General features: G+C 41.9%; 28 protein-coding genes. 5 read left to right on the top strand and 23 right to left on the bottom strand.

From position 1 onward, the window contains the following. Positions 1-71: 71 nt before the first annotated feature. The 3 genes from BLU58_RS03485 to BLU58_RS03475 are packed head-to-tail and all read right to left on the bottom strand — an operon-like array spanning position 72 to position 1,945. Positions 72-1,160 (bottom strand): bifunctional 3-deoxy-7-phosphoheptulonate synthase/chorismate mutase, encoded by a 1,089-nt coding sequence (locus BLU58_RS03485; RefSeq protein ID WP_093290841.1) that lies wholly within the window; start codon positions 1,158-1,160, stop codon positions 72-74. A gap of 52 nt (positions 1,161-1,212) precedes the next feature. Then, on the bottom strand, positions 1,213-1,497 hold the full coding sequence (locus BLU58_RS03480) for a YtxH domain-containing protein (protein ID WP_093290840.1): 285 nt from the start codon (positions 1,495-1,497) through the stop codon (positions 1,213-1,215). Between the two features lie 16 nt (positions 1,498-1,513). After that, positions 1,514-1,945, bottom strand: a complete 432-nt coding sequence (locus BLU58_RS03475; RefSeq protein ID WP_176786480.1) for a DUF948 domain-containing protein — start codon at positions 1,943-1,945, stop codon at positions 1,514-1,516. A 227-nt stretch (positions 1,946-2,172) separates the two neighbouring features. Between BLU58_RS03475 and BLU58_RS03470 the strand changes: the two genes are divergently transcribed. Continuing rightward, complete coding sequence (locus BLU58_RS03470; protein WP_255404582.1) at positions 2,173-3,231, top strand: isocitrate/isopropylmalate family dehydrogenase; 1,059 nt, start codon at positions 2,173-2,175, stop codon at positions 3,229-3,231. A 167-nt stretch (positions 3,232-3,398) separates the two neighbouring features. On the opposite strand, the gene BLU58_RS03465 is transcribed toward BLU58_RS03470, so the two are convergent. Together BLU58_RS03465 and BLU58_RS03460 are read right to left on the bottom strand one after the other, a co-directional pair. Further along, positions 3,399-4,160 (bottom strand): hypothetical protein, encoded by a 762-nt coding sequence (locus BLU58_RS03465; RefSeq protein ID WP_093290837.1) that lies wholly within the window; start codon positions 4,158-4,160, stop codon positions 3,399-3,401. 142 nt (positions 4,161-4,302) lie between these two features. Further along, a complete protein-coding gene (locus BLU58_RS03460) occupies positions 4,303-4,590 on the bottom strand; it encodes a hypothetical protein (protein ID WP_093290836.1) in 288 nt (95 codons plus the stop codon). A gap of 133 nt (positions 4,591-4,723) precedes the next feature. On the opposite strand from BLU58_RS03460, the gene BLU58_RS16275 reads away from it, so the two are divergent. The 3 genes from BLU58_RS16275 to BLU58_RS16760 all read left to right on the top strand — a co-directional run bounded on the left by BLU58_RS16275 (position 4,724) and on the right by BLU58_RS16760 (position 5,444). Further along, positions 4,724-4,894: a hypothetical protein gene (locus BLU58_RS16275; RefSeq protein ID WP_176786479.1), complete on the top strand. Its 171-nt coding sequence runs from the start codon at positions 4,724-4,726 to the stop codon at positions 4,892-4,894. Positions 4,895-5,154: 260 nt separating this feature from the next. After that, positions 5,155-5,280 (top strand): sporulation protein YjcZ, encoded by a 126-nt coding sequence (locus BLU58_RS16620; protein ID WP_207896825.1) that lies wholly within the window; start codon positions 5,155-5,157, stop codon positions 5,278-5,280. 38 nt (positions 5,281-5,318) lie between these two features. After that, on the top strand, positions 5,319-5,444 hold the full coding sequence (locus tag BLU58_RS16760; RefSeq protein WP_255404576.1) for a hypothetical protein: 126 nt from the start codon (positions 5,319-5,321) through the stop codon (positions 5,442-5,444). A 334-nt stretch (positions 5,445-5,778) separates the two neighbouring features. Here the strand turns inward: BLU58_RS16760 and BLU58_RS03455 are convergent, their stop codons facing one another. The 8 genes from BLU58_RS03455 to BLU58_RS03420 form a co-directional block, all read right to left on the bottom strand. Next, on the bottom strand, positions 5,779-6,021 hold the full coding sequence (locus BLU58_RS03455; RefSeq protein WP_093290835.1) for a hypothetical protein: 243 nt from the start codon (positions 6,019-6,021) through the stop codon (positions 5,779-5,781). Positions 6,022-6,046: 25 nt separating this feature from the next. Then, positions 6,047-6,610, bottom strand: coding sequence for a hypothetical protein (locus BLU58_RS03450; protein ID WP_093290834.1), 564 nt, complete (start codon positions 6,608-6,610; stop codon positions 6,047-6,049). 162 nt (positions 6,611-6,772) lie between these two features. Continuing rightward, on the bottom strand, positions 6,773-7,162 hold the full coding sequence (locus tag BLU58_RS03445) for a DUF309 domain-containing protein (protein ID WP_093290833.1): 390 nt from the start codon (positions 7,160-7,162) through the stop codon (positions 6,773-6,775). A gap of 304 nt (positions 7,163-7,466) precedes the next feature. After that, a complete protein-coding gene (locus tag BLU58_RS03440; protein WP_093290832.1) occupies positions 7,467-8,162 on the bottom strand; it encodes a tetratricopeptide repeat protein in 696 nt (231 codons plus the stop codon). 127 nt (positions 8,163-8,289) lie between these two features. Then, positions 8,290-8,958 carry a hypothetical protein gene (locus BLU58_RS03435; RefSeq protein WP_093290831.1) on the bottom strand — a complete coding sequence of 223 codons (669 nt, stop codon included), beginning with the start codon at positions 8,956-8,958 and terminating at the stop codon, positions 8,290-8,292. Between the two features lie 33 nt (positions 8,959-8,991). Beyond that, complete coding sequence (locus BLU58_RS03430) at positions 8,992-9,732, bottom strand: pseudouridine synthase (protein WP_093290830.1); 741 nt, start codon at positions 9,730-9,732, stop codon at positions 8,992-8,994. A gap of 123 nt (positions 9,733-9,855) precedes the next feature. Next, a complete protein-coding gene (locus BLU58_RS03425) occupies positions 9,856-10,440 on the bottom strand; it encodes a biotin transporter BioY (RefSeq protein WP_093290829.1) in 585 nt (194 codons plus the stop codon). A gap of 124 nt (positions 10,441-10,564) precedes the next feature. Then, positions 10,565-11,029, bottom strand: coding sequence for a hypothetical protein (locus BLU58_RS03420; protein ID WP_093290828.1), 465 nt, complete (start codon positions 11,027-11,029; stop codon positions 10,565-10,567). A 157-nt stretch (positions 11,030-11,186) separates the two neighbouring features. On the opposite strand from BLU58_RS03420, the gene BLU58_RS03415 reads away from it, so the two are divergent. Next, the gene (locus BLU58_RS03415; RefSeq protein WP_093290827.1) at positions 11,187-11,891 is read left to right on the top strand and encodes a S1C family serine protease; all 705 of its coding nucleotides are present in this window, start codon (positions 11,187-11,189) and stop codon (positions 11,889-11,891) included. 60 nt (positions 11,892-11,951) lie between these two features. Here the strand turns inward: BLU58_RS03415 and BLU58_RS03410 are convergent, their stop codons facing one another. The 10 genes from BLU58_RS03410 to BLU58_RS03365 all read right to left on the bottom strand — a co-directional run bounded on the left by BLU58_RS03410 (position 11,952) and on the right by BLU58_RS03365 (position 21,006). After that, positions 11,952-12,281, bottom strand: coding sequence for a spore coat protein GerQ (locus tag BLU58_RS03410; RefSeq protein WP_093290826.1), 330 nt, complete (start codon positions 12,279-12,281; stop codon positions 11,952-11,954). 24 nt (positions 12,282-12,305) lie between these two features. Further along, positions 12,306-12,731, bottom strand: a complete 426-nt coding sequence (locus BLU58_RS03405; RefSeq protein ID WP_093290825.1) for a cell wall hydrolase — start codon at positions 12,729-12,731, stop codon at positions 12,306-12,308. Positions 12,732-12,805: 74 nt separating this feature from the next. After that, a complete protein-coding gene (locus BLU58_RS03400; RefSeq protein WP_093290824.1) occupies positions 12,806-14,428 on the bottom strand; it encodes an amidohydrolase in 1,623 nt (540 codons plus the stop codon). Between the two features lie 90 nt (positions 14,429-14,518). Beyond that, a complete protein-coding gene (locus BLU58_RS03395) occupies positions 14,519-15,139 on the bottom strand; it encodes an AAA family ATPase (RefSeq protein ID WP_255404575.1) in 621 nt (206 codons plus the stop codon). Then, positions 15,136-16,107, bottom strand: a complete 972-nt coding sequence (locus tag BLU58_RS03390) for an SDR family oxidoreductase (protein ID WP_176786478.1) — start codon at positions 16,105-16,107, stop codon at positions 15,136-15,138. Before BLU58_RS03390 ends, BLU58_RS03395 begins: the two co-directional genes overlap by 4 nt. A 133-nt stretch (positions 16,108-16,240) precedes the next feature. Beyond that, positions 16,241-17,632, bottom strand: coding sequence for a 23S rRNA (uracil(1939)-C(5))-methyltransferase RlmD (rlmD, locus tag BLU58_RS03385; RefSeq protein WP_093290822.1), 1,392 nt, complete (start codon positions 17,630-17,632; stop codon positions 16,241-16,243). Positions 17,633-17,724: 92 nt separating this feature from the next. Further along, on the bottom strand, positions 17,725-18,738 hold the full coding sequence (locus BLU58_RS03380; RefSeq protein WP_255404574.1) for a fumarylacetoacetate hydrolase family protein: 1,014 nt from the start codon (positions 18,736-18,738) through the stop codon (positions 17,725-17,727). 44 nt (positions 18,739-18,782) lie between these two features. Beyond that, positions 18,783-19,907 carry an MGDG synthase family glycosyltransferase gene (locus tag BLU58_RS03375; protein WP_093290821.1) on the bottom strand — a complete coding sequence of 375 codons (1,125 nt, stop codon included), beginning with the start codon at positions 19,905-19,907 and terminating at the stop codon, positions 18,783-18,785. A gap of 83 nt (positions 19,908-19,990) precedes the next feature. Further along, complete coding sequence (locus tag BLU58_RS03370) at positions 19,991-20,269, bottom strand: small, acid-soluble spore protein, alpha/beta type (RefSeq protein ID WP_176786477.1); 279 nt, start codon at positions 20,267-20,269, stop codon at positions 19,991-19,993. A 101-nt stretch (positions 20,270-20,370) separates the two neighbouring features. Continuing rightward, positions 20,371-21,006, bottom strand: coding sequence for a cell wall hydrolase (locus BLU58_RS03365; RefSeq protein ID WP_255404573.1), 636 nt, complete (start codon positions 21,004-21,006; stop codon positions 20,371-20,373). Between the last annotated feature and the right edge of the window lie 181 nt (positions 21,007-21,187).

Genomic DNA, 21,187 nt, shown 5'->3' with positions numbered 1-21,187 from the left:
TTTAATCATCATAACAAACTTTTTCGTAGAAAAGCGAACAGATTCGCATCTGTTCGCTTTTCTGTAATGATTTATCTAGTTCCCAGCAATTCTGGAAGAAAACGCGATTCACGTAGTTGAGTCATAAATTGCTCAAACGTTGGTAAATCAATCTGTTGGCGTGAGTCAGATAAGGCAACGATTGGGTTAGGATGAGTCTCTACCATCACCGCATCCGCCCCCGCTGCAAAAGCCGCTTTCGCTAGCGGGAGAAGCAAATCCCGACGGCCAGCCGAATGCGTTACATCAACCATAACCGGCAGATGGCTTTCTTGTTTGATTAATGGAACCGCGGATATGTCTAATGTGTTCCTCGTCCATTTCTCATATGTACGAATCCCACGCTCACACAAGACCACTTGATCATTCCCATTTGCGACAATGTACTCGGCGGCAAATAAAAACTCCTCCATCGTAGCGGCGAGTCCCCGTTTTAAAAGAACCGGAGTAGGAGCAGTGCCCACGGCTCGAAGTAGATCAAAATTTTGCATGTTTCGAGCGCCGACTTGAATGACATCCACATATCGAGTAGCCATTTCAACATCGGCTGGATTCATAATTTCACTGATTACTTTTAGTCCGAAATGATCCGCAACACGCCGTAATATCTGGAGACCTTCCAACCCTAAACCTTGGAAATCATAAGGAGATGTACGCGGTTTAAATGCTCCACCGCGAATCATCTTCACGCCTTGTCTAGCCAATACTTCGGCCACTTGGAAGACTTGTTCCTCTGATTCCACCGAACAAGGACCTGCCACAATCTTAGGAATCCCATCCCCAATTTGAACGGTTCCTAAATCGATCACAGTATCCTCAGATTTTCTTTTTCGACTAACGAGTAAGCCATTATTATGATTATCTTCAATTAAGGTCAAGGATGCTTGAAAGATCTGCTTAAAGAGATGCTGAACCGTCTGATCATCAAAAGGACCGTGATTATGGTAAATAATTTTGTTCAACATATCCGTTTCACGCTCAGGATCAAACTTTTTAGTCCCTTGCTTCTGCTTCATCTCACCAATCTCTTGTACATACCTTGCGCGTTCATTTAGAAGTTCTAAAATCTGCAAGTTTAATCGATCTAATTGCACTCGAATCTCGTCTACTCTGCCACTCAACTCTGCTCCTCCCCTCTCTAAGGTGTTATATGAGCATTACTACGCTTGTCCTCTAAATGCGATCTTTATCCATTGATTCTTTGATTTCGATCCACTTACTTTGAACTTTAGTCCCTGCATCACCCATTTTTTCAAACGCATCGCCTGTCTGGGACTTTACAGCATGGACCAACTCACTACTCTTATCTTTCGCTACTTCCAATCCTTCTTTTAAATCCTCTCGCATCTCTTTGCCTGTCTTGGGTGTGGTTAATAACGCTACGGCTGCTCCAATGATGCCACCGATTACTGCACCAACCATAAATTCGCTTACATTCATTCCTTTTTTCTCGCTCATCTTTGCCCGCCTCCAGCTATGATTGATTTCGATCTTTCCATTTACGTATTAACTCTAATCCTAATCCCATATAAGATACCGCATTTCCAATCGTCCCTCTATGAGTTTGTACACTTTCAACAATCGTATGTGAAACACGGTCAATGGATTTTCCGAGGTTTTGAATCGTGTCAAATACTTCTTGGGTTTGTGCCGCTTTATGTCGGACGTCTGCTACAAGTTCATTGGTCACATGAAGAGCCTTCTCTGTTTCGGAAAGCACGGACTGAACCTGAGGTTGTAAATCCTGGATCGTTTTTTGTATGGTTTGTAAGGACAATGTCGCCTCTTCCAAACTAGATGAAGCACTTCGTAATGTACGATTCATAGTTATGAGTGTGCGAATGATGTAAATCACTAGAAGCAAGAAGGAAAATGTTGCTATACCCGCACAAATTTGATAAATCACCGTGAACTCCACCTCATTCTACATACCTTGATAATGGTTGGAACAAACTAAATATAGGTTATATGTTCAATCTTGATCATACCACAGTTCGCGCAAATCTATACAAGGCTCTTTAATATTCTTAATTTTCTTTGTCTAGTTTGTGAAATTATCTACGAGTATAATAAGAAAGTGGTATTTTTAAAATGGGGTGAATGATATTGAGTGATCAAAAAGTGATTGTTGTAATGAAAGGAGACCAGACAGGTCAAGAGTTGTTAGATGAGGCTCTTCGTGTACTGGATCCAAACGTAATTGGTCTAGACTTAGAATTCCAAGAGTTTGATCTGAGTTTAGAAAATAGACGGGCAACCAATAACCAAGTCGTCCATGATGCGGCAAAAGCGATGAAACGAACTGGTTACGGAATAAAAGCAGCTACTGTTACTCCAGAGATAAAAGGAGATGTGGGCTCCCCGAATGCAATTTTACGCCGAGAAATCGATGGAAAAGTAATCATTCGTACAGGGCGTCGTATTCCTGGAGTTCGCCCAGTAGCAGGGACTTATTCTCCCATCTCTGTTATTCGTATGGCAGTCGGTGATGCATACGGCGCGAAAGAATGGCGTGAAGGAAGCGGTTTAGACGAAGTCGCTTGTCGTACTGAAACGATTGATCGCAAAACCTGTCGTGCTGTAGCGGAGTTTGCTTTTATGCATGCAAAGAAAACCAAAGCGAAAGTATTTGGCGGCCCAAAATATACCGTTAGCCCTGTATATGAAGGTATGTTGAAAGAAGAGATGGATGAAGCAGCAAAACGTTATCCTGGCGTTCGATACGAACCTCAATTAATTGATGCAACCTATGCATTATTGCTGAATAATTCGGGTGATCCGATGGTTATTCCTGCTTTAAACCGCGATGGGGATTGCTTGAGTGATTTGGTTCTTCAAATGTTTGGAACCATCGCTGGCTCCGAATCAATCCTCATGAGCTTTAATGACAACTTTGAACCTGATATCGTAATGGCTGAAGCTCCGCACGGAACAGCCCCATCCTTATTTGGAAAAAACCTTGCGAACCCGATGGCCATGATTTTAGCAGGGGCTGCAATGCTTACCTACATGGATGACCCACGCGCGATCAATGCTTCCCGTGCCATCTATGAAGCCACGATTGAAACCGTAAAAGAAGGTATCCGTACCTCCGATTTAGGCGGAAGTGCTACCACAACGGAGTTTACTAATGAAGTGATTCGTAAAGTACAAACAAAAATTGAAGTTTGGAAAACGCTAACTGGTTTTTAAGCGATGATTCCATATTCATAGAAAAACAGGCCCACTGCTTCACACAGTCGGCCTGTTCTTTTGTTTCAACGATGGAGGAGCTAAACGGGTCTATGTATCTATCTGTCGCTCCATAGCGAGCCTCACTAGCACAGTAGGTAGATACATCAAATCTTAGCCTGTTTCCATTACTGGTTAAGTCCTTGTTTTTGTTCTTGTTTTTGTTCTTGCTTCTGTTCCTTTTTTTCAGCCCGAAGCTTGGCAAATAATTCTTTTCTCGCTTCACTAAGTTTTTGTTTATCCACATTTAGCTTCGTAGCAACATCTTCCCACTTATTATCCTTTGTTTTTAGTTTAAGTACGTCTTCCAGCTTCTTTCCACTCGCTTTGGAGAGAACCGAAGCCTTCATCAAACCTTTGGGATGAATATTATATTTCTCGTTTAATCCCTTTAAAGTACTTGTGCTTTCTCCTGTGTATGTGGATAGTACTTCATACATCATCGTTGGATTTTTGATCAACTTAAGCTTTTTACCGAAATGAGGGGCGATTTTCTTCATTTCAGGATAAATATCTTTCCACTCCAGCTTATGAGCTGTCATCACTTGCTTCCAATGACCTAGCTTCTCCTTTTCAGCTATAGCTTGTGCCAGTGGCTGATTCGTCTTCTTCGCAATCACTGCACCAAAGACTACGTTTTTCACACCGATTTTCGAATCTTGGGCGAGCTTTTGTACTTCTGCCTGCGGAACTCCTAAGTAAGTACTAACCTTGCTTGAAATCTGTTCAATACGTTGTTCCTTTGACATCTTCTCTTTCTTCTCATGCCCTTTTTGTTCTCCCATTTTCGAGGTGGGCTCGTCCGCGAATGCCTTTTGGTTAAATACAAATACCCCACCTGCCAGTAAGCCCATCGATAACGTAACAGCTAAAAACTTCTTTTTTAACATTTCTTTTCCACCTTTCCTTTTACTTGCTACATAGTGTAACCAAAATAGTTGGCATTAATTGGTTCTCCTTTTGGTCTTTTCTTGATCCCTTGGACAAAAAAAGAAGCAAACAAAGTACGTATAGTTTGCTTCTTTTTTCCTACTACCTTTTCTTTTTTTGTGGGCGAATGCTTTTTTTACCTTCTAAGATGTCCATTCCGATCTGTGGGTTGTTTTTGACATTCTCTGCAAATTGGGTAAGTTCTTGGGCGTCAACATCTGCCTGTGTGACCTTCATTAAGTATTGAATAACAGCTGGCATGCCACCCTTCTCGTATATCTTCTTCGCCCCTTCTAAAATCTTATTTAATTGCTGTTCACTGAGAACGTTGTGTCCCATGATATTATTGATCATTTTTACTAAACTCTGCATCGATGGCCCTTGATTCATAGGTCCCCCTCCTATCCTGATTCTTCTTTACTGTATGAATCCGCTCATTGCTCGGTCACACTCTATTCTCTTTCTGCTGCCTATTTTTCTATCTAATCAATAAATGGACACTCCTGATGAGGAGTTTTTACATATGGTAAAAAACAAATATCTATCCAAGGCAGGAGTGATGATCCATGAGTATCTGGCGCGCACTTCTCTTATTTCTGCTATTGATACCAACCATATTCGTATTTGTACTCTCTCTATAAGCATCTACCCAATTTCTTTTATACAGGCTCATGCCTGTACACGGGAACCTTGAGGCGCATACAGTAAATTAGCTTAAGAGATCATGAAGAACCGATAAAACTTGTCAAACAAATCGTGGTACAACTGCAAACCGTTCTCTTCAGCAATCTAAACAAATAGGAGGGTGTTACATGGGTGCATATGCAGGTGGATTTGGATGGAGAAGCCTTCTCATCTTCTTATTAGTTACAGCTACTATCTTCGTATTTGTTTGCGGTGGATTTGACTGCTAAATAAATAAAGGAACATTACTTGTTTAGGGAGGTGAGATCTATGAGCGGCTGTGGAAGCTATGGTGGCGGAGGATTCGGTTGGAGAAGTCTTCTAATCTTCTTGCTCGTCGTTGCTACTATCTTCGTATTTGCATGTGGATGGGGCGGCGGTTACAGAGGTTGCTAATCACTAGAAAGAATTCCCTCTGGTAGGAGGTGAAATCTATGGGCGGCTGCGGAAGATATGGTGGCGGAGGATTCGGTTGGAGAAGTCTTTTGATCTTCTTACTCGTTGTTGCTACCATATTCGTATTCGTTTGCGGATGGGGTTGTGATGATTATAAATGCTAATCTTATGATCATCAGCAACCTATAAGGGAGGTGAGATCTATGAGCGGCTGTGGAAGCTACTACGGCGGTGGTGGATTCGGTTGGAGAAGCCTTCTCATTTTCTTGCTAGTCATTGCTACCATATTCGTATTCGTTTGCGGATGGGGTTGCTAATACAAAAATAAGAACAAAAAGGTTGCGTCCTCTCTGGCAGAGGGCGCTTTTATATGAAAAAAGCCCTAACACCAGTGATATCAGTGAATCCAACTCTAAAAGAAATTAGATTTGCAAACGAATTGCAAACCGGTCCAGAAGTTTTTTCAAAAACAAAATAAGACACCGATAAAACAGTGTCTTATTCTGAATGAATTCGCAATGTACCTTGATTCCGATCCATAATTTGTAGTAGCATATGATATTCTTCTAATAACATTAACTCTAAAAAGCGTAAATCTTGTTTCATCTTCTCATGGGAATGGTTTAAACGTGTAATCTCAGACTGTACCAATCCGACCCGTTTTTCAAGCTGTTCCATATACTTCATCATTTCTTGCTTATTCATACGTTTGGATGGATCTTGCTCTGCGATAGTTCTCACCTCTCCCTACAACCACTGCTATATCTTATGATGAGGTGTCTCTATCTGACTTCCCATCTATCACGGGAATCTCAAATTTCATCTCCGAAAAAAACTTTGCAAAGGCAGGCTGTTGTTGAATCTCACCTACCAAATGTAACAAATCCTGATAGCGCTCCTCCAACTCTTTTTGTGTCAGTTCTTCCGACTTTCTCTCAGGCGAAGATCTCAAAACACTCTCTAATGCTTGAATCTCCTGATCTAAATATTGGATTTTTTTCTTTAATTGTTCAACGTGCTTCTTCTTATAAAACCATTGTCTTTCCACTTCAGCTAGTGATTCTCCAATACGAGACAATGATTCAAAACGAGGACGTCTCTTCCTCTGGAGCTGTGTATATACCCGTTGTTTCTTTGCATCTGAATACGACTCTGGATCTTGTTGGCGCAATACTGCATTCCATCGAAACCCACATGCCCCTGCAGTACGTCCCATTTTCTTACCCACTTCATCGAATGCATCTAACTGGCTACCACCGCTACTTATAGACTGTAATACTCTCTCTCTCAAATATTGATCTTCTTCTGTCGTCCAACGTCTCCCCTTCATTTCAGTCCTCTCCTTCTATAAAACATCATCCACCTAGTGCTTATCACTTTTTCTAGGCTCTTATATATGTATTTAGTCAGAAAGTGATTCAATTATGTAAGAAAGCAATAAAAAAAGCCCTAAATAGGACTTGTTATACCCAAAGTCGTTGGGCTATCTATCTTATTTTGTTTCCTGCAACTCTTTCGAAGTAGGCAATGAGCAAATAGGTATGGAAAATTTAGCCATATCTTCCGCAGGTACTTGCTGTATGTCCCCAGGTAAACGGTCCAAGCACATCTGTAACCATTCTAAAATGCATGTAAGCTGCACCCTATCATTTTCTGGGGCATAAGGGGTTAAATATCGTAGCGCCGAAGTGGCTAGCTTTCGTACTCCACGAACTTTTCCGCGCTCTAACTGATGGTGGATAGCAGCAATTTGAATCAATCCATGGTAAAAATCATTCGATCTTTCCGTCTGCCATAGTTCTTCTAATGCTTCATGAGCTTCCCAATACTCTTTTGCATGATATAAGTCAAAAAATTGGAGATAGAGTGGATGAAACGACATCCTTACCCCCTCCTTATTCTATAATGAGCAATTTCTTCGTTATTGTAACAAATAAAAAAGACCAGGTACAGGTTCCACCCTGGTCATAAAAGTGGGTTAAGATTCAGGAGTTAAAAAGAAGCATAGTAAGTAACATAAGTAAGAAGGTCAACCTTACCTACGGGAAACATTGTAACATAGCTATCGAATTTTGTCGATATTTCAGACAACTATCATAAGCTATATTCGTTCGCTAACCGTAGGCCTGTTCAGCATGTATATGTACTTTACTGATTCATGAACAGGCCATCACTCACATCATTTACTATACCGTCTTCTGTTTTGATAACCTCTCTACTTTTTGCAATTGATGCCTTATATAGATATTCTTTTTATCCTCTTTCAAAGCTTGCTTATAATGATGGACTGACTCAGCAAACCGCTCTAATTCTGCCAAGATAGAAGCACGTCGCTGATGAATCCATGGTTCTTCCTGTAAATAGCGCAGACCGATTTCTAGGTGTAGCTCTGCTTGACTTCTTTGATTTAGCTTCCAGTAAATCTCCGCCAAAATTGTATGTGCATAGGAGTCTTTCGGATCTAGTTCCAAACCCTTTAGAACCAATGATCGTATATGAAGGATCGAATCATCATGATCCATACTCAGCAAAAATCGTCCATACTCGCGATATCCTTCAGCAGAGACAGGATGTAGCATAATATTCGTACGATATACCGATTTTGCACGATCCCATTCACCCGTAAGCTCTAGAATGTTTGCATATAATAGTTGGCTCTCTGCATCAGTAGGGTCTAGCTGTAAGGCCGCTTCTACTGCCTCCATTGCAAGGCCATAATTCTGCTTCCGCAACTCTAATCGGGCTAGTTCTAAATAATCTGTACGAGATGGTTCACCTTGAAGATTTTCTTCCAGTCTCGTTTTAATGCGTTTGTATTGACTTGCAGGAATCCGAGTGCCACGAATCCATAACAGTGATGAATCTACAATCGAATTTGTCATCACGTATTCCCCCTCGTCTCGTTTGTAACGTTTACAAGCCGCTCCTATTATTGTCCCTTTTATTGTATCATTCAACGTTTAGGTAGAAAAAGAAAAACGAAACTCCCTTCGTTTTTCTTTTTCATCATTATGCACTAAACAACCGAAACAATCTTTTTCCAAATTCTGATACAGAGAAAGAGTTCTTTTTGCCGTTTTGATCAAGATATAATTTTTTTACATATTCAATCATCCATTTAGGAATTTTCATCCCTCGGATCAGTGGGTAAAATTGCCGATATCCTTCTACCAAGTGATCCCACCGATGATCATTTCCAGGAATCACATACTCGGATATATCGATCAGCTTTGCACGACCTTCTTGGAGAAAAACATTTTTTAAGTGAATATCCCGTGGATTTAATCCGACAGATCGCGCATAGGCACGAGCTTCGTCTACATCTTCTAGCACTTGCTCTGGGATCTCAACACCCTGTTCCAAGCATTCTAATAGGGTCAATCCAGATTCATAACTTAAGATAAGATAGTGTTCTTCATTTCCATAGCATTTAGCGAAATAGGGTGATTCACCTAGTTTTTGATAAGATGTCCATTCATTATCTTTTTTCCATAATCGATCAGGATGAAAAAGTTTATAAACGACAGATATGTCCCGAGGATCCTGCACCACGATAGCATCTGTTCCAGTACCGATCAGACGAAGCTCAGGTGGAATATGAATATCTGTAACGGGTAGATTTTTTGGGAAAACACGAAATGATACTTTTTTTAATAAGGCCACAGTCGTAATGGACATGGTCCCTCCCTAACATGTACTCCAACTACAAATTTACTCGCTATGATTTGCTTGCTGGAGTAGAGTAACTTCCTCCTGGGTTAGCCCTCGGTATTCTCCCAAATCAAGAGAGGGATCTAATTCGAGAGGACCCATTGAAATCCGCCTAAGATACGTTACCTTTTTCCCTACTGCTTCAAACATCCGTTTTACTTGGTGGAACTTTCCTTCTGTAATCGTAAGTTCAATCTCAGATAGCATTCCACTAGTTAAGATAACTAATTTTCCAGGGAGTGTCTGATACCCATCTTCTAACGTAACTCCCTTAGAAAACGCCTCAATATCTGCCTCTGTAACCACCCCGTCTATTTCAGCATAGTACGTTTTCGTTACATGCTTTTTAGGCGATAACAATTGATGGGCCAGTTTTCCATCGTTCGTTAGTAATAGAAAGCCCTCTGTATCTTTATCCAGACGACCTACAGGAAACAGATCAAAGCTCTTGTACTTTTCATCGATTATGTCAATGACTGTCTCATGTTGATGATCTTCCGTAGCAGAAATGACGCCTGCTGGTTTATTCATCAACAAGTAGATCCACTCACTATAAAAAACTTTTTCATTTCCCACAAATATTTCATCTTGATACGGGTTTACGTGGGTAGATGGATCTTTCACCGTTTGACCGTTTACGAGGACTAGTTCCTGTTTGCAAAGCTTTTTTATCTCCTTGCGAGTTCCAAATCCAGTGTTAGCAAGGATTTTATCTAAACGAGAGGTTTTTGTTTTACTCATATTATTCTCCTAACTACATGTTAGCTTGATTTTAGCCTAGTTTCTATATTTGATTGTAACAGAGAAAAAGCCATCTAGAAAATGTATTCTAGATGGCTTTTAGTAATTGCTGTCGTGGACTTATTACGCCTTGTTCCGCTTTTCATTACTTGGGATCAAACTAGGGATCGCATTATACACACCCAAACTAATCACCGTACCTACAAGCGCTTTCATCACATCTCCAGGTATAAAAACAAGCAGTCCAAGAACTAGATTCTTCCCATAAGGCACATTCATATAACTACAAAACCAGATATATCCGATTAAGTGAACAACCACGATCCCTCCTAACAGATAGGCACATAGAACATGCCAATACTTCGATTTCTGACCTCTTTTTAGCTTTTCGATCATGAATCCAATTAGATACGTTGCTAGTGGAAAACACCAGATATATCCTCCAGTTGGTCCAAATAGAGGGCCGATGCCACCTTGGAAGCCGGCTAAAAGAGGTGCCCCCACAGCTACCAACGCAATAAACACAAACATGCTAACCGTCCCTAAACGTTTTCCTAGTAAGGATCCCGCTAACATCACAATTAAGGTTTGCAGGGTAAAGGGAACCCCTGTAAAATCAAGCTTAATCTGTCCTCCAATCGTCATAAGCGCTACAAACATAGCACATAAGGTCATCTCACGAATTGATAAAAAAGATTTATGAGTCACAATGATTTCTCCTTATTATATTTAACTTTTCTATAAAATCATAATAAGAGAATGAAGCATTGTCAACCAATTATAGATTTCAGTTGACAATGCTTCATTCTCTTTTATTCTGCCTTACAACGTTTTAATCCCCTTGCTCCATATTCACAACCTGTTTCTTCCACTCTCCAACCCCTTCAGAAGCGTGAAGAACGACTACTGGAACAATATCATCTTTGGTTGGGTCCGACAAGCTTAAGGAAACCAACTTAGCATCTTGATACAAGTAGGCGAAGTCTAGTTTCTGAGAGTCCGTTTTTGTATTTAGCTGGCTTTCTACTTGCTGAAGCTTTTTCGTTAATAGTTGAAGGCGATCCACTAACTTCTTTTTTGTATCTCGGTTCAATTTATAATTAGAATACTGCTCCATGATTTGGGAGTAGGTCTCTGTCATCTCGTTCACGATCTGGCTACCACCTAGTTGGACATAGGTTTCAACATACGTTTTTGCCTGTTTATCCTCGATATAATTCATATATAGGAACGTACCTAGAATCGAAATTGCTATTAAAGCTAAAGTTGCTCCGCTTTTACGAATAAATATTTTCATCCCCATTCCTCCCGTATCATCTTCCTCTACTTCAATATATGGACAAACGTTTCAAGTTATGATGAATCCCTCATTTTCTAGTTATCAGCCTGTACCGTCATCATTTTCAAACATAAAATGATTGGAGTAGCACGAGAGAAACGGAGTGATTATCGAGATGTCATCCAAAAAAATGCAACGATCCTATACAAATCGACTAGCTGCCCATCACCCTTCTAACTATTTTGTGCGGCTCATTCGCTCTGTACGAAAAGGAGTTGTTGCAATCCAGACGGAAGATACTTCTACTACAACCCATCGATTTGGCATTATGATGGAGCAACCTAGGCATCAGCAACAGCCGGAACGGCAATTTGGTAGTGGATTCATCATTTCACGTAAAGGATACATTTTAACAAACTATCATGTGATTCAAAACGCTAGGCGAATTTATATCAAACTAGATGGCATTCGTAGCCCAGTAACAGCACAAGTCGTTTGGTCAGAACCCAAAAAAGATCTTGCTGTACTACAAATCAAAACTTCTCACCCACTCCATGCGTTAAAACTAGGCGATTCCACACAAACACAAGTAGGGGAATGGGTACTTGCGGTTGGTAATCCTTTTGGACTAGATCAAACTGCCACCACAGGGATTATCAGTGGAAAAAATCGTCCTCTTCAATTATCAAATCGATACTATCATAGTGTGATTCAGACCGATGCTCCGATCAATCCAGGAAATAGCGGCGGTCCTCTTATCAACCTTCATGGTCACGTGATAGGCGTAAATACACTGATTATCTACCCTTCACAATGTCTCGGTTTTGCAATCCCGACAGAAAATATAAAACCATTGATTAAACGCTATCTAACTGCTTAACCAGAAAAAAGACTAGTGATCACATAGATCCTAGTCTTTCAGCCTGCTGTATTTCATTCGTCAGTCTGGATCATATCCATCTGCGATCGTTGCAGGTGCATCATCAAATACAATATAGTCGACATTTATATTTAGATACATCTGATCCTTCCCTGTCTGACGATCCTTAACAAGGATAAAATCTCTTCCTACTTCACGTAATTTTCCAGTTACCTGCCTTGCATTCCATTGTTTATTATTTTCAAATGTGAGATACACCGTAACCGTCTTCCCTATGTTTTTTTGCAATAAGTCTTCGGAATAATAACGTTCTGTTCGTTGTTGAATATTTCCTGCTTGTAAAACATTACCACCATATTGATACTGTTGGTACGGATATTGCCAGTACATAGCCTCCTACCCCTTTTCCCTTTGCTAAGTGTATACTCTAGGACAATCAGCTTGTGTAGGAACAAAAAAGCAATGAGCCTTAAAGCGGCCACTATTCGCTTGGTTATACCACTTCGGTGGGCAAGCCCCAACTGGCCTGAAAAACCATAACGCATTTCTAGCAGGATCGATTCGCCTTCCATTTACCACATCTTGAGCTAGGCGAATTTCTCGTTCTCTAGCTGCCTGATAGAAATACGGTTTCTGTGTAGATTCAAATCCTCCTGGACTTTGGAACACCATCTGTTGAATGGTACGGATATTTTTGAAGTCCAAGCAGTTGCTTCGAACTCGGTTGACTCCCACATTCCCCACCATTAACATACCTTGCTCGCCTTCTCCTTCGGCTTCGGCACGCAATAATCTAGCTAATAATTTAATTTGTTCTGAGTTGGTGCGAATCACGGCCATGTGATCACCTCATGCATAGCCTATGATTCCACCCGATCAGTTAGAACATAAAAAAGATGACTCCCTACTTGAAGTCATCTAGTTATTCTTGTAAAAGACGAGGCTGTATAAGCTACCTTTCCATTTACAATCGTAGCTAATACGGTAGCATCGCGAATTTCCTCCGGTGCACATTGTAGGAGATCCTGATCTAAGATGGTGAAATCTGCATATTTATGAGGCGTAATCGATCCACGCTCTTTTTCTTCACCTGCTAAGTAAGCACTTCCGAGTGTATATAATCGAAGGGCTTGTTCAGCCGTTATCTTTTGGGAATCATGATAATAAACATGATCAGTTGGATGATGGTTTCGTGTCATGGCAGAGTAAATACCTTGAAGAGGCGATAATGGCTCTATCGGCGCATCACTTCCCCCAGCACACGGAATTCCCGCTTCGATCAATGTTTTCCAAGAATAGGAAGTAGTTAATCGTTTCTCACCAATTCGCTTCACTACCCATGGAAAATCCCCCTGTACAAAGATAGGTTGTAAATCGAGAGAAATCTTCGCTTTCTTGATTCTCTCTACCATAGACGGTTGTAAAATTTGGGCGTGGATCAGACGATGCCGAGGCGGATCTTCGCTTCCATATTTTCGCTTGAGTTGTTCAATGGTACTGATGACTTGGTCGGCTGCGGCATCTCCGATCGCATGAACTGCAATGGGATAACCTCTTGTTGTAGCGTGTTCTGCGAAGTGGAGGAGTTGATCATCGGTATGAATTGAAATCCCATTTGTCGTTGGATTATCTGCATAAGGCTCTTGTAACCAAGCAGTCCAACTTCCGAGTGACCCATCTGCAAATAATTTCATCGCTCCAATACGAAACCATTCGTCCCCATCCTGAAAATGTAATCCTAGCTCCCCTAGCTGGTCAAAGTATGGCTGATAAATGAGCTGATGCGTTCGTAGATAGGTTCCTTCTTGGCGTAGTTCACGATGAATCTGGATTAAGTCGGCTACGCTTTCGATAAAACGCAAATCCTCCGTATGTACGGCTGTGAGTCCGTATTGCAATGCAAGCTCCATCGCTTGCCGTAACGTGGATTTCTTCTGCTCATAGGTTGGCTTCGGCTGTGCTTGATGAAAAGGGAGGGATGCCTCTTCATACATTCTTCCGTTCCACCGCCCGTCTGAGTCACGTCCATAAGCTCCTTTTTCTGGCTCTTCTTGATGGGGACAAACTCCCGCCAACTCTGCCGCCCGCCCGCTAGCGAGATAACTATGAAAGCAGACTCGACTCAGTAATACGGGTCTGCCTAATGAGAACTCATCTAATTCTTCGAGACTAGGGAGTTCATCCAGCATCGATTCCTGCCATCCTTGCCCTACGATCCATTCATCGCTAGGTAGTGCCTCCGCACGCTCACGAATCAGACGAAGCATCTCCACTTTCGAACAAATCTCTCGAAAGTCGAGCATCTGTAGCTTTTGTCCTACGAGTGAAAGATGCATATGGCTATCGACGAATCCAGGGTATACGTAGGCTCCTTTGCAGTCTATTCTTTTCACATTAGCTCCATCGTACCTACAACAGATATCTTTCCTCGTTCCGACTGCTTTTATTTTCCCATTCTCTATATAGATGGCTTCGGCGAATGGGAGGTTGGGGTCGAGCGTAGTAATGATGCCGTTTTCAAGGATTATGCGTTCCATTTGTACCCGCTACCTCCTTTGAAATGTATTAAGCCTACTTCGTCCTTCGTAGCAGTGGCAAGTGGTAAAACTTATAAAGAATGCGGGGGACTACGATATCACCATATCAGCCAATGCCTTAGGCTGAACATGTTCTACATAATAATCTTCTGCTGGCCAATATCGCAGCAAGTACTTAGCATGCCTCTCATCCATATCCCCGATATACGTGTCTCGTTCCAATACCCGATCATTACGAGTAATGCGATCAACATCTAGATAAACCACATAGTCGAAAAAAGAGCGCCATTCCTCTCGTTGTAAGAAAACCCCTTCCACCATCACAATATTTTGTGGAGAAAGGGAAACATTTCGAATTACATACTCGTCCCACTCTTTTTGGTAATATTCGAGCTGGATCAATTGGTCGATGGGCTTACGAAATCCTTGTAGTAGATTTCTCCATCGAAGGCGATCCCATTGTCGATAATAGTACTCACACCACTGAGCCTCACCAGTATCATAACGCTGCTTTCTCGGTACAATGTGATCGTCCATGTGAATAATGGTAACAGGGATGTTGCGGAGCAAACACAGTTCCTGCAGTTGTGCTGTAAGAGTTGTTTTCCCTGATCCACTCAAACCATCGATTCCTAATAAAAACGGCTGGTTTGAATGATATTTCTCAAGACACTGGTCTAAAATATGGGATGCTCTTGAAGTCGTTTTCAATGTGAGTCACCTTCCACTCTTCCCGTCACATCTTTCAAAATAGCACGCTCTACTTCCGAACAAACCATTGGTTGGGTGAATAGCTCCTTATCCATTTTGTTATACATATCTCGTAATCCTTCTAATAGAGAGAATCGAGGTTGAATTCCCAGATGCTGTTTCAACTTATGACAACTACCGAAGAGATGGACATCCCGAAAAGGAAACCACTGCCTTGCTTCAAATCCAACATTTCCTCTTACCAATTCCATTTTCGGTGTCATCCCGACCACTTCTGCACAAGCCTCGACCCATCCTTTTAATGTAACAACCTCATCTCCAGCAATATTATAAATCTGACCAAAGCTCTTTTCTTGTAGCATACATTGCACCAATCCCTCTACCAAGTCATCAATATGGCCAAATTGGATCAATGAGGAACCGTTTCCAGGGACGATGATCGGTCTTCTTTTGACTAAACGGCGAAATATATACATCTCTCGGTCCAGATTATTCCCCGGTCCATAGATATAAAAGGGACGGAATATCGTCATCGGAAAACCATCTTCCTGAAAACTCTTTATTAATTCCTGCTCGCAAAGGTACTTTCCTCTACCATAATCACCCCAAAGCTTATGGACGCCAACAGGACTCTCTTCTGTGAGTGGATACACCTCTGTCTGCTGGTAAACCGCCGCACTACTAATATGAATAAAATGACTGACTCTCCCTGAAAGACACTGAATCGCAAGTCTCGTCTGAAATGGCTCATATGCAGATCCATCTACAACGATATCAAAGTTAATGCCTTCCAAAGCTCGATCCAATTGGTCCCCATCATTTCGATCTGCTTGTAGATGAATACAACCATTAACATTGGAATGATTCCCGCGATTTAACACGTAAACCTGATGCCCCTCGCGAACAAACCCTTCCGCAATCGCCTTCCCCACAAACACGCTTCCCCCGAATATCAAACACTTCTTCACCAAATCAACTCCCTCACCAAGATCTGTTGATTAACTAGGGAGAACAGACTAGAGACTACGCATCTGACCACAGCGAGGTTAGTGGACTGTGGTCAGATGCATATGCCCCGGGCTTGCTCTAATAGTAGACCCATCACTTCTTATACACAAACCGACAAACTGCCTCAATATGAGCCGTTTGCGGAAAAAGATCCACTGGAATAATATTTTCTAACTCATAACCTGCCTTCAATAATTGCTCACTGTCTTTAGCTAGTGTGGCCGGGTTACAAGATACGTAGATGAATCGTGAAACTTTCACTTCGCACAGAGTATCTACCATAACCTGCCCTAATCCAGTACGTGGAGGATCAACGACGATCACATCCGGCTCCAATCCCTGCTTTACCCATGTAGGAATCAATTCCTCAGCTTGTCCAAAATAGAATTCGATATTATCAACCTCATTGATCTCCGCATTCTCTTTTGCATCTGCCACTGCTTCTTCAATACTCTCAATCCCCATCACTTTCTTCGCATCCGCAGCTAACCAAATCCCGATCGTTCCTACTCCACAGTAAGCATCGATAACCATTTCTGTTCCTGTAAGGGATGCCACTTTCTTCACTTGGTCGTATAAAACTTCTGTCTGCTGTGGATTTAATTGATAAAAGGCTCGTGCAGATAGATTGAACATATAATCCCCAAGACGATCTTGTAACTTCTCTTCTCCCCACAACACTCGTGTCTCTTCTCCAAATACCAACGAGGTATCCTCTGGATTCCAGTTGTACACGATACTGACTAACTCAGGTACCCGCTTACGAATCTCTTCCACAAGCTGTGCCTCTTGCTCCAATTGACGGATTGACGACACGATAACAAGCTGAACCTCATCTGTGCGAAACCCAATCCGCGCCACTAGATGCCTGATCCCTTTACCCCGCTTCCCACCGTCAACCACAGGGATTCTCAGGCGCTCCACAACTCTTCGACAACGCTCTAAGATATCATTTAGCTTTGGATGATGCACTTTACATTCACTTGCATCTACCAGATGATTTGAGTCAGCCGTATACAACCCCATCGCTACTTTTCTTCCGATTTGCTTTACAGGAAGCTGGGCTTTATTACGATATTTCCACGGGTCCTGCATGCGAATCGTTGGCTCTATCGGTAATTCAGTCAATGAAGTATAACGCCGAAATGATTCTTCAATCTGTTCTCTTTTCAACCGGGCTTGGAAACGTTTATGAATATGTTGAATCGTACATCCCCCGCATCGATCATACACAGGACACTCTGGCTCCACGCGATAAGGGCTACGCTTGATTACTTTCATTAACTCACCATAGGCAAACCGATCCTCAACCTGTCCTATGCGAACTTGAACCTCTTCTCCCGGTATCGCGCCCTCTACAAAAACCACTTTCTTTTGAACGTGTCCTACTCCTTCACCATTAATCCCTAATTTCCGAATCGGAATCGTGACAACCTGCCCTACTTCTAAGCGGCTCTCCTTCGATTGCCGTTTTTCTTTTCTCATTTGCTGTTGTTGCTGTTGTTTTCGAATGATCCATCGCTCCAGTTCTCTAAGAAATAAAAACCCTCTCCGATCGATGGAGAAGGTAATAGATACTAATTCCTACTAATCCGATTACTGAGTACACCTAACCGCTCAACTTCTAACTCTATGATATCGCCTGGTTCCAGATAGCGATGTACCTCTATACCTAATTCTAATAAACAACCTGTACCCACTGTCCCAGAGCCAAATACTTCCCCCGGAACCAACTCACAATCTTGAGAAGCATGGGCGACCATCGCAGAAAATGTCCAAGTTAAATCGCGCAAGTTCCCTTTCGATACCTGCTTCCCGTTAATTCGGGCAGCCATTTTCAGATCCCAATGATCTCCTCTTCGCCTATCCTCTAGTGCAAAAAGTGGAACAAAGTAAGGTCCCATCGATGTAGCAAAATCTTTTCCCTTAGAAGGACCTAACCCTACAGCCATCTCTTTTCGCTGGATATCCCTAGCACTCCAGTCATTTAAAATCATCAAACCGGCTATGTGATCACGTGCATCCTCTACCGCGATATTTTTTCCACGTTTTCCAATTACACAGGCAACTTCTAGCTCAAAGTCTAAACAAGATGTATAGTCTGGTTTTTTAATTTTATGATCCATCCCCACCATGGCTCGATGATTAGAGAAATAAAATACAGGAAGCTCATACCATTCTGGAATCATGTCCAGCCCGCGTTTCTCACGACATGTTTTCACATGCTGCTCAAAACCATAAAAATCACGAAAGCTGACTGGTACAGGGAGTGGAGGCAATATCAGAAGCTCATCTAATTCTAGAGCAATCCCTTCTCCCTCCACTTTGCATTTGGAGACATCAAACTGCGCCACTTTGTGTACAACACTCTCCAAGATACGGAACTCATTCCTACCTCTTTCTAACAAGGTTAGTAAATCCGTTGGCAGTAAATGTGGAAACACTTCCTGCTGTTCCTGAATCAGCCATTGCTGAGCGAATACCGCATCTACAACCCAATCATCTTGCATGAAGCCCAAGCGGGAACTCGCTACATCATGGGTTTGGATATTTAATTCATCCGCCTTTATCTTGTAAGTTACAATTTGCAAAGAAGTTTCCTCCCCTTTTTTCTAATATCTAGAAACTTCGTCACTTACAGCATATAAATTTTATTAGGCGTTAATGCAAAAGTTGCTTCTAATATTTTTGTCGCTGAATCAGAAGATATAATCCCTTCAAAACGCTCCACACACTGACGGGAGTTAAAACCTGTTAAAAATTGCTTGTCCAACTGCAAACAAACTGTAGCTAAACGTGTGATGACGGCTACACGATGCTTCACTAAGTATGCTTGGTTTGCTTCTTCTTGACCCGGAAAAGCCTGAAATAAAAACATAGGTAAACGTTTGGCGATTGCCTCAGTAATCGTGATGCCACCCGGCTTCGTCACAAGTAAATCCGCCGCCGACATGTACAGATCCACCTGATCACAATATCCCAGCAAACGGACTGGCGATGCAAACAGGCGTTTACTAAGCCGCTCCAATAAAGCTTCATTTCGTCCCGTAAACACAACAAATTGAATACCAGAAATCGAGCTCATCTCCATCACCATTTGCTCCATAGGCCCGAGCCCCATTCCGCCACCCATAACCAACACGACTGGTTTCGTAGCAGATAAAGCCAGTTCCCGGCGTGCTTGCTCCCGAGGGATTGATTGATAGTACCTAGGCTGGATAGGAATTCCGGTTTCGATTACTTTACATCCTGATTTCCATGTAAGTTGCTCCATCTGTTGCTCATCTAACAATTTTTTCGGTACACATAAAACATCTGGCACCTGTACCACCCACATAGGATGAAGTTCATAATCCGTAACCACCCCTACTGTGGGAATATCCCTCCATATTGGTGGTAGCAATAAGAGAGAGAATGGGTGCGTAGTCACAATCCGTGTGGGATTAAATTCATTTAATAAGGACAGGACTTTCTTCCGAATTGTGCGCCCCAATTTTTCAATAATTTCACTAGATAATTGCCGTATCACTTTCGATTGATAAGTCCAGTCATAAAGATAATGATAAAAAAATGGAACCTTTGCCAACATCCCGTGATAGCCTGATTGCACTAGGGGATGAAGGGACTTAGGAATCAACTGTAATAGGTCAACTGTCTCCGCTTCCACGTCCGGCACTTTACTAAATTCCGCTTCCAACGCTTGGGCAGCGGCGTTATGTCCTGTACCAAAGCCCATGGTAAGCAGTAAGACTCGCTCCATCTTGGATGACTCCCCCTTAAATATGCTACCCCCATTATACTAGTTTCCACTCAAAAAACTGCTGTTTTTCTTTATTTTTTAAGTCAGCGGTTCTTTGAAAGCGCTTCCATCGACATCCGCACTAACTCTTTTACCAGAATTCCACCCATCGTTCCACCTATCTTACCTGCATCCTCCGCCCGCATCGATCGATTCGATCCTTTGCTTTGATAAGGAATATCAAGTTGCCTCGCTATCTCCACTTTGAGATCCTCTCTATTGGTAAAGGCGGTTCCTAACTTGCGATTTAACACATCTGTTTGGAGCTGATCCATCTCAGGCCTAGCTGACCCTACTAACAAGCGTTTTCTTTTGCGCGCCATAAACATTCCTCCCTTTTCGTTATTGTGTGTCATCTAGAGAATTTTCATGAGTACATAAAAAACCATTCCTCCACAAAAGGAATGGCTCGAAATAACAGCGATTACTTCATAAAAACATGATTACCAATGCGTTTCGTACTACTTTTCTCTGCCTTATTTGTCATCCATTTAGAAGTAGCTGTCTTAGGATTGTAATAATACAAAGCTCCATCTGTTGGATCAGATCCATTTAATGCCAACTTGGCCGCTTGATAAGCTTCAGCATCTGGCTTCAACCAGAACTGTCCATCCGAAACAGCCGTAAAAGCATTCTTTTGAAAGATCACTCCACGGATGCTTCGTGGAAATTTCCCTGATTCAGTACGGTTAATAATGACAGATGCAACCGCAACTTGGCCCTGAAATTCTTCACCACGAGCCTCACTATACACAGCACGAGCAAGTAATTCTACGTTGGATTTATTATCTATTTTACTATTATTACGATCTCTATTTATCTTTTGGTCTTTATGCGTAGACGTAGTGGTGATCTTCTTCTCTGGTGCTGCTTTCGCAATGGTCTCGCTCATCTCTTGATGCACAACATCAGTAGGAACCGACATCGAAAAAGGCACATCAGACTCTATATGAAAAACATTAGAAGATGTTTTTTTGGCAAAAACAGTGGTACAGGTCAGGGCAATCATCATCCCCAAACTGAACAGACCCCATCTGCGAACGAATCGTTTGATATCCATTCGTAGTTCCTCCTTCCAAATACGAAATTCGGTCGTCTTTGTTCAAAACATGTATTTCATTATATGAGACGAACTATACCTGAACAATAGGAAGTCATTCCCTGTAATCCATTTCCATTGACAAATAAAAAAACGGCCTCCTACATCTCATAGGAAACCGTTTTTTTATGATGATTGAATC

Source organism: Thermoactinomyces sp. DSM 45892, from assembly GCF_900107305.1.
In the GTDB taxonomy this organism is placed as follows: Bacteria; Bacillota; Bacilli; order Thermoactinomycetales; family Thermoactinomycetaceae; genus Baia.
The sequence above is the reverse complement of the archived record's forward strand: the minus strand, read 5'-3'. Positions and strand labels throughout refer to the sequence as shown.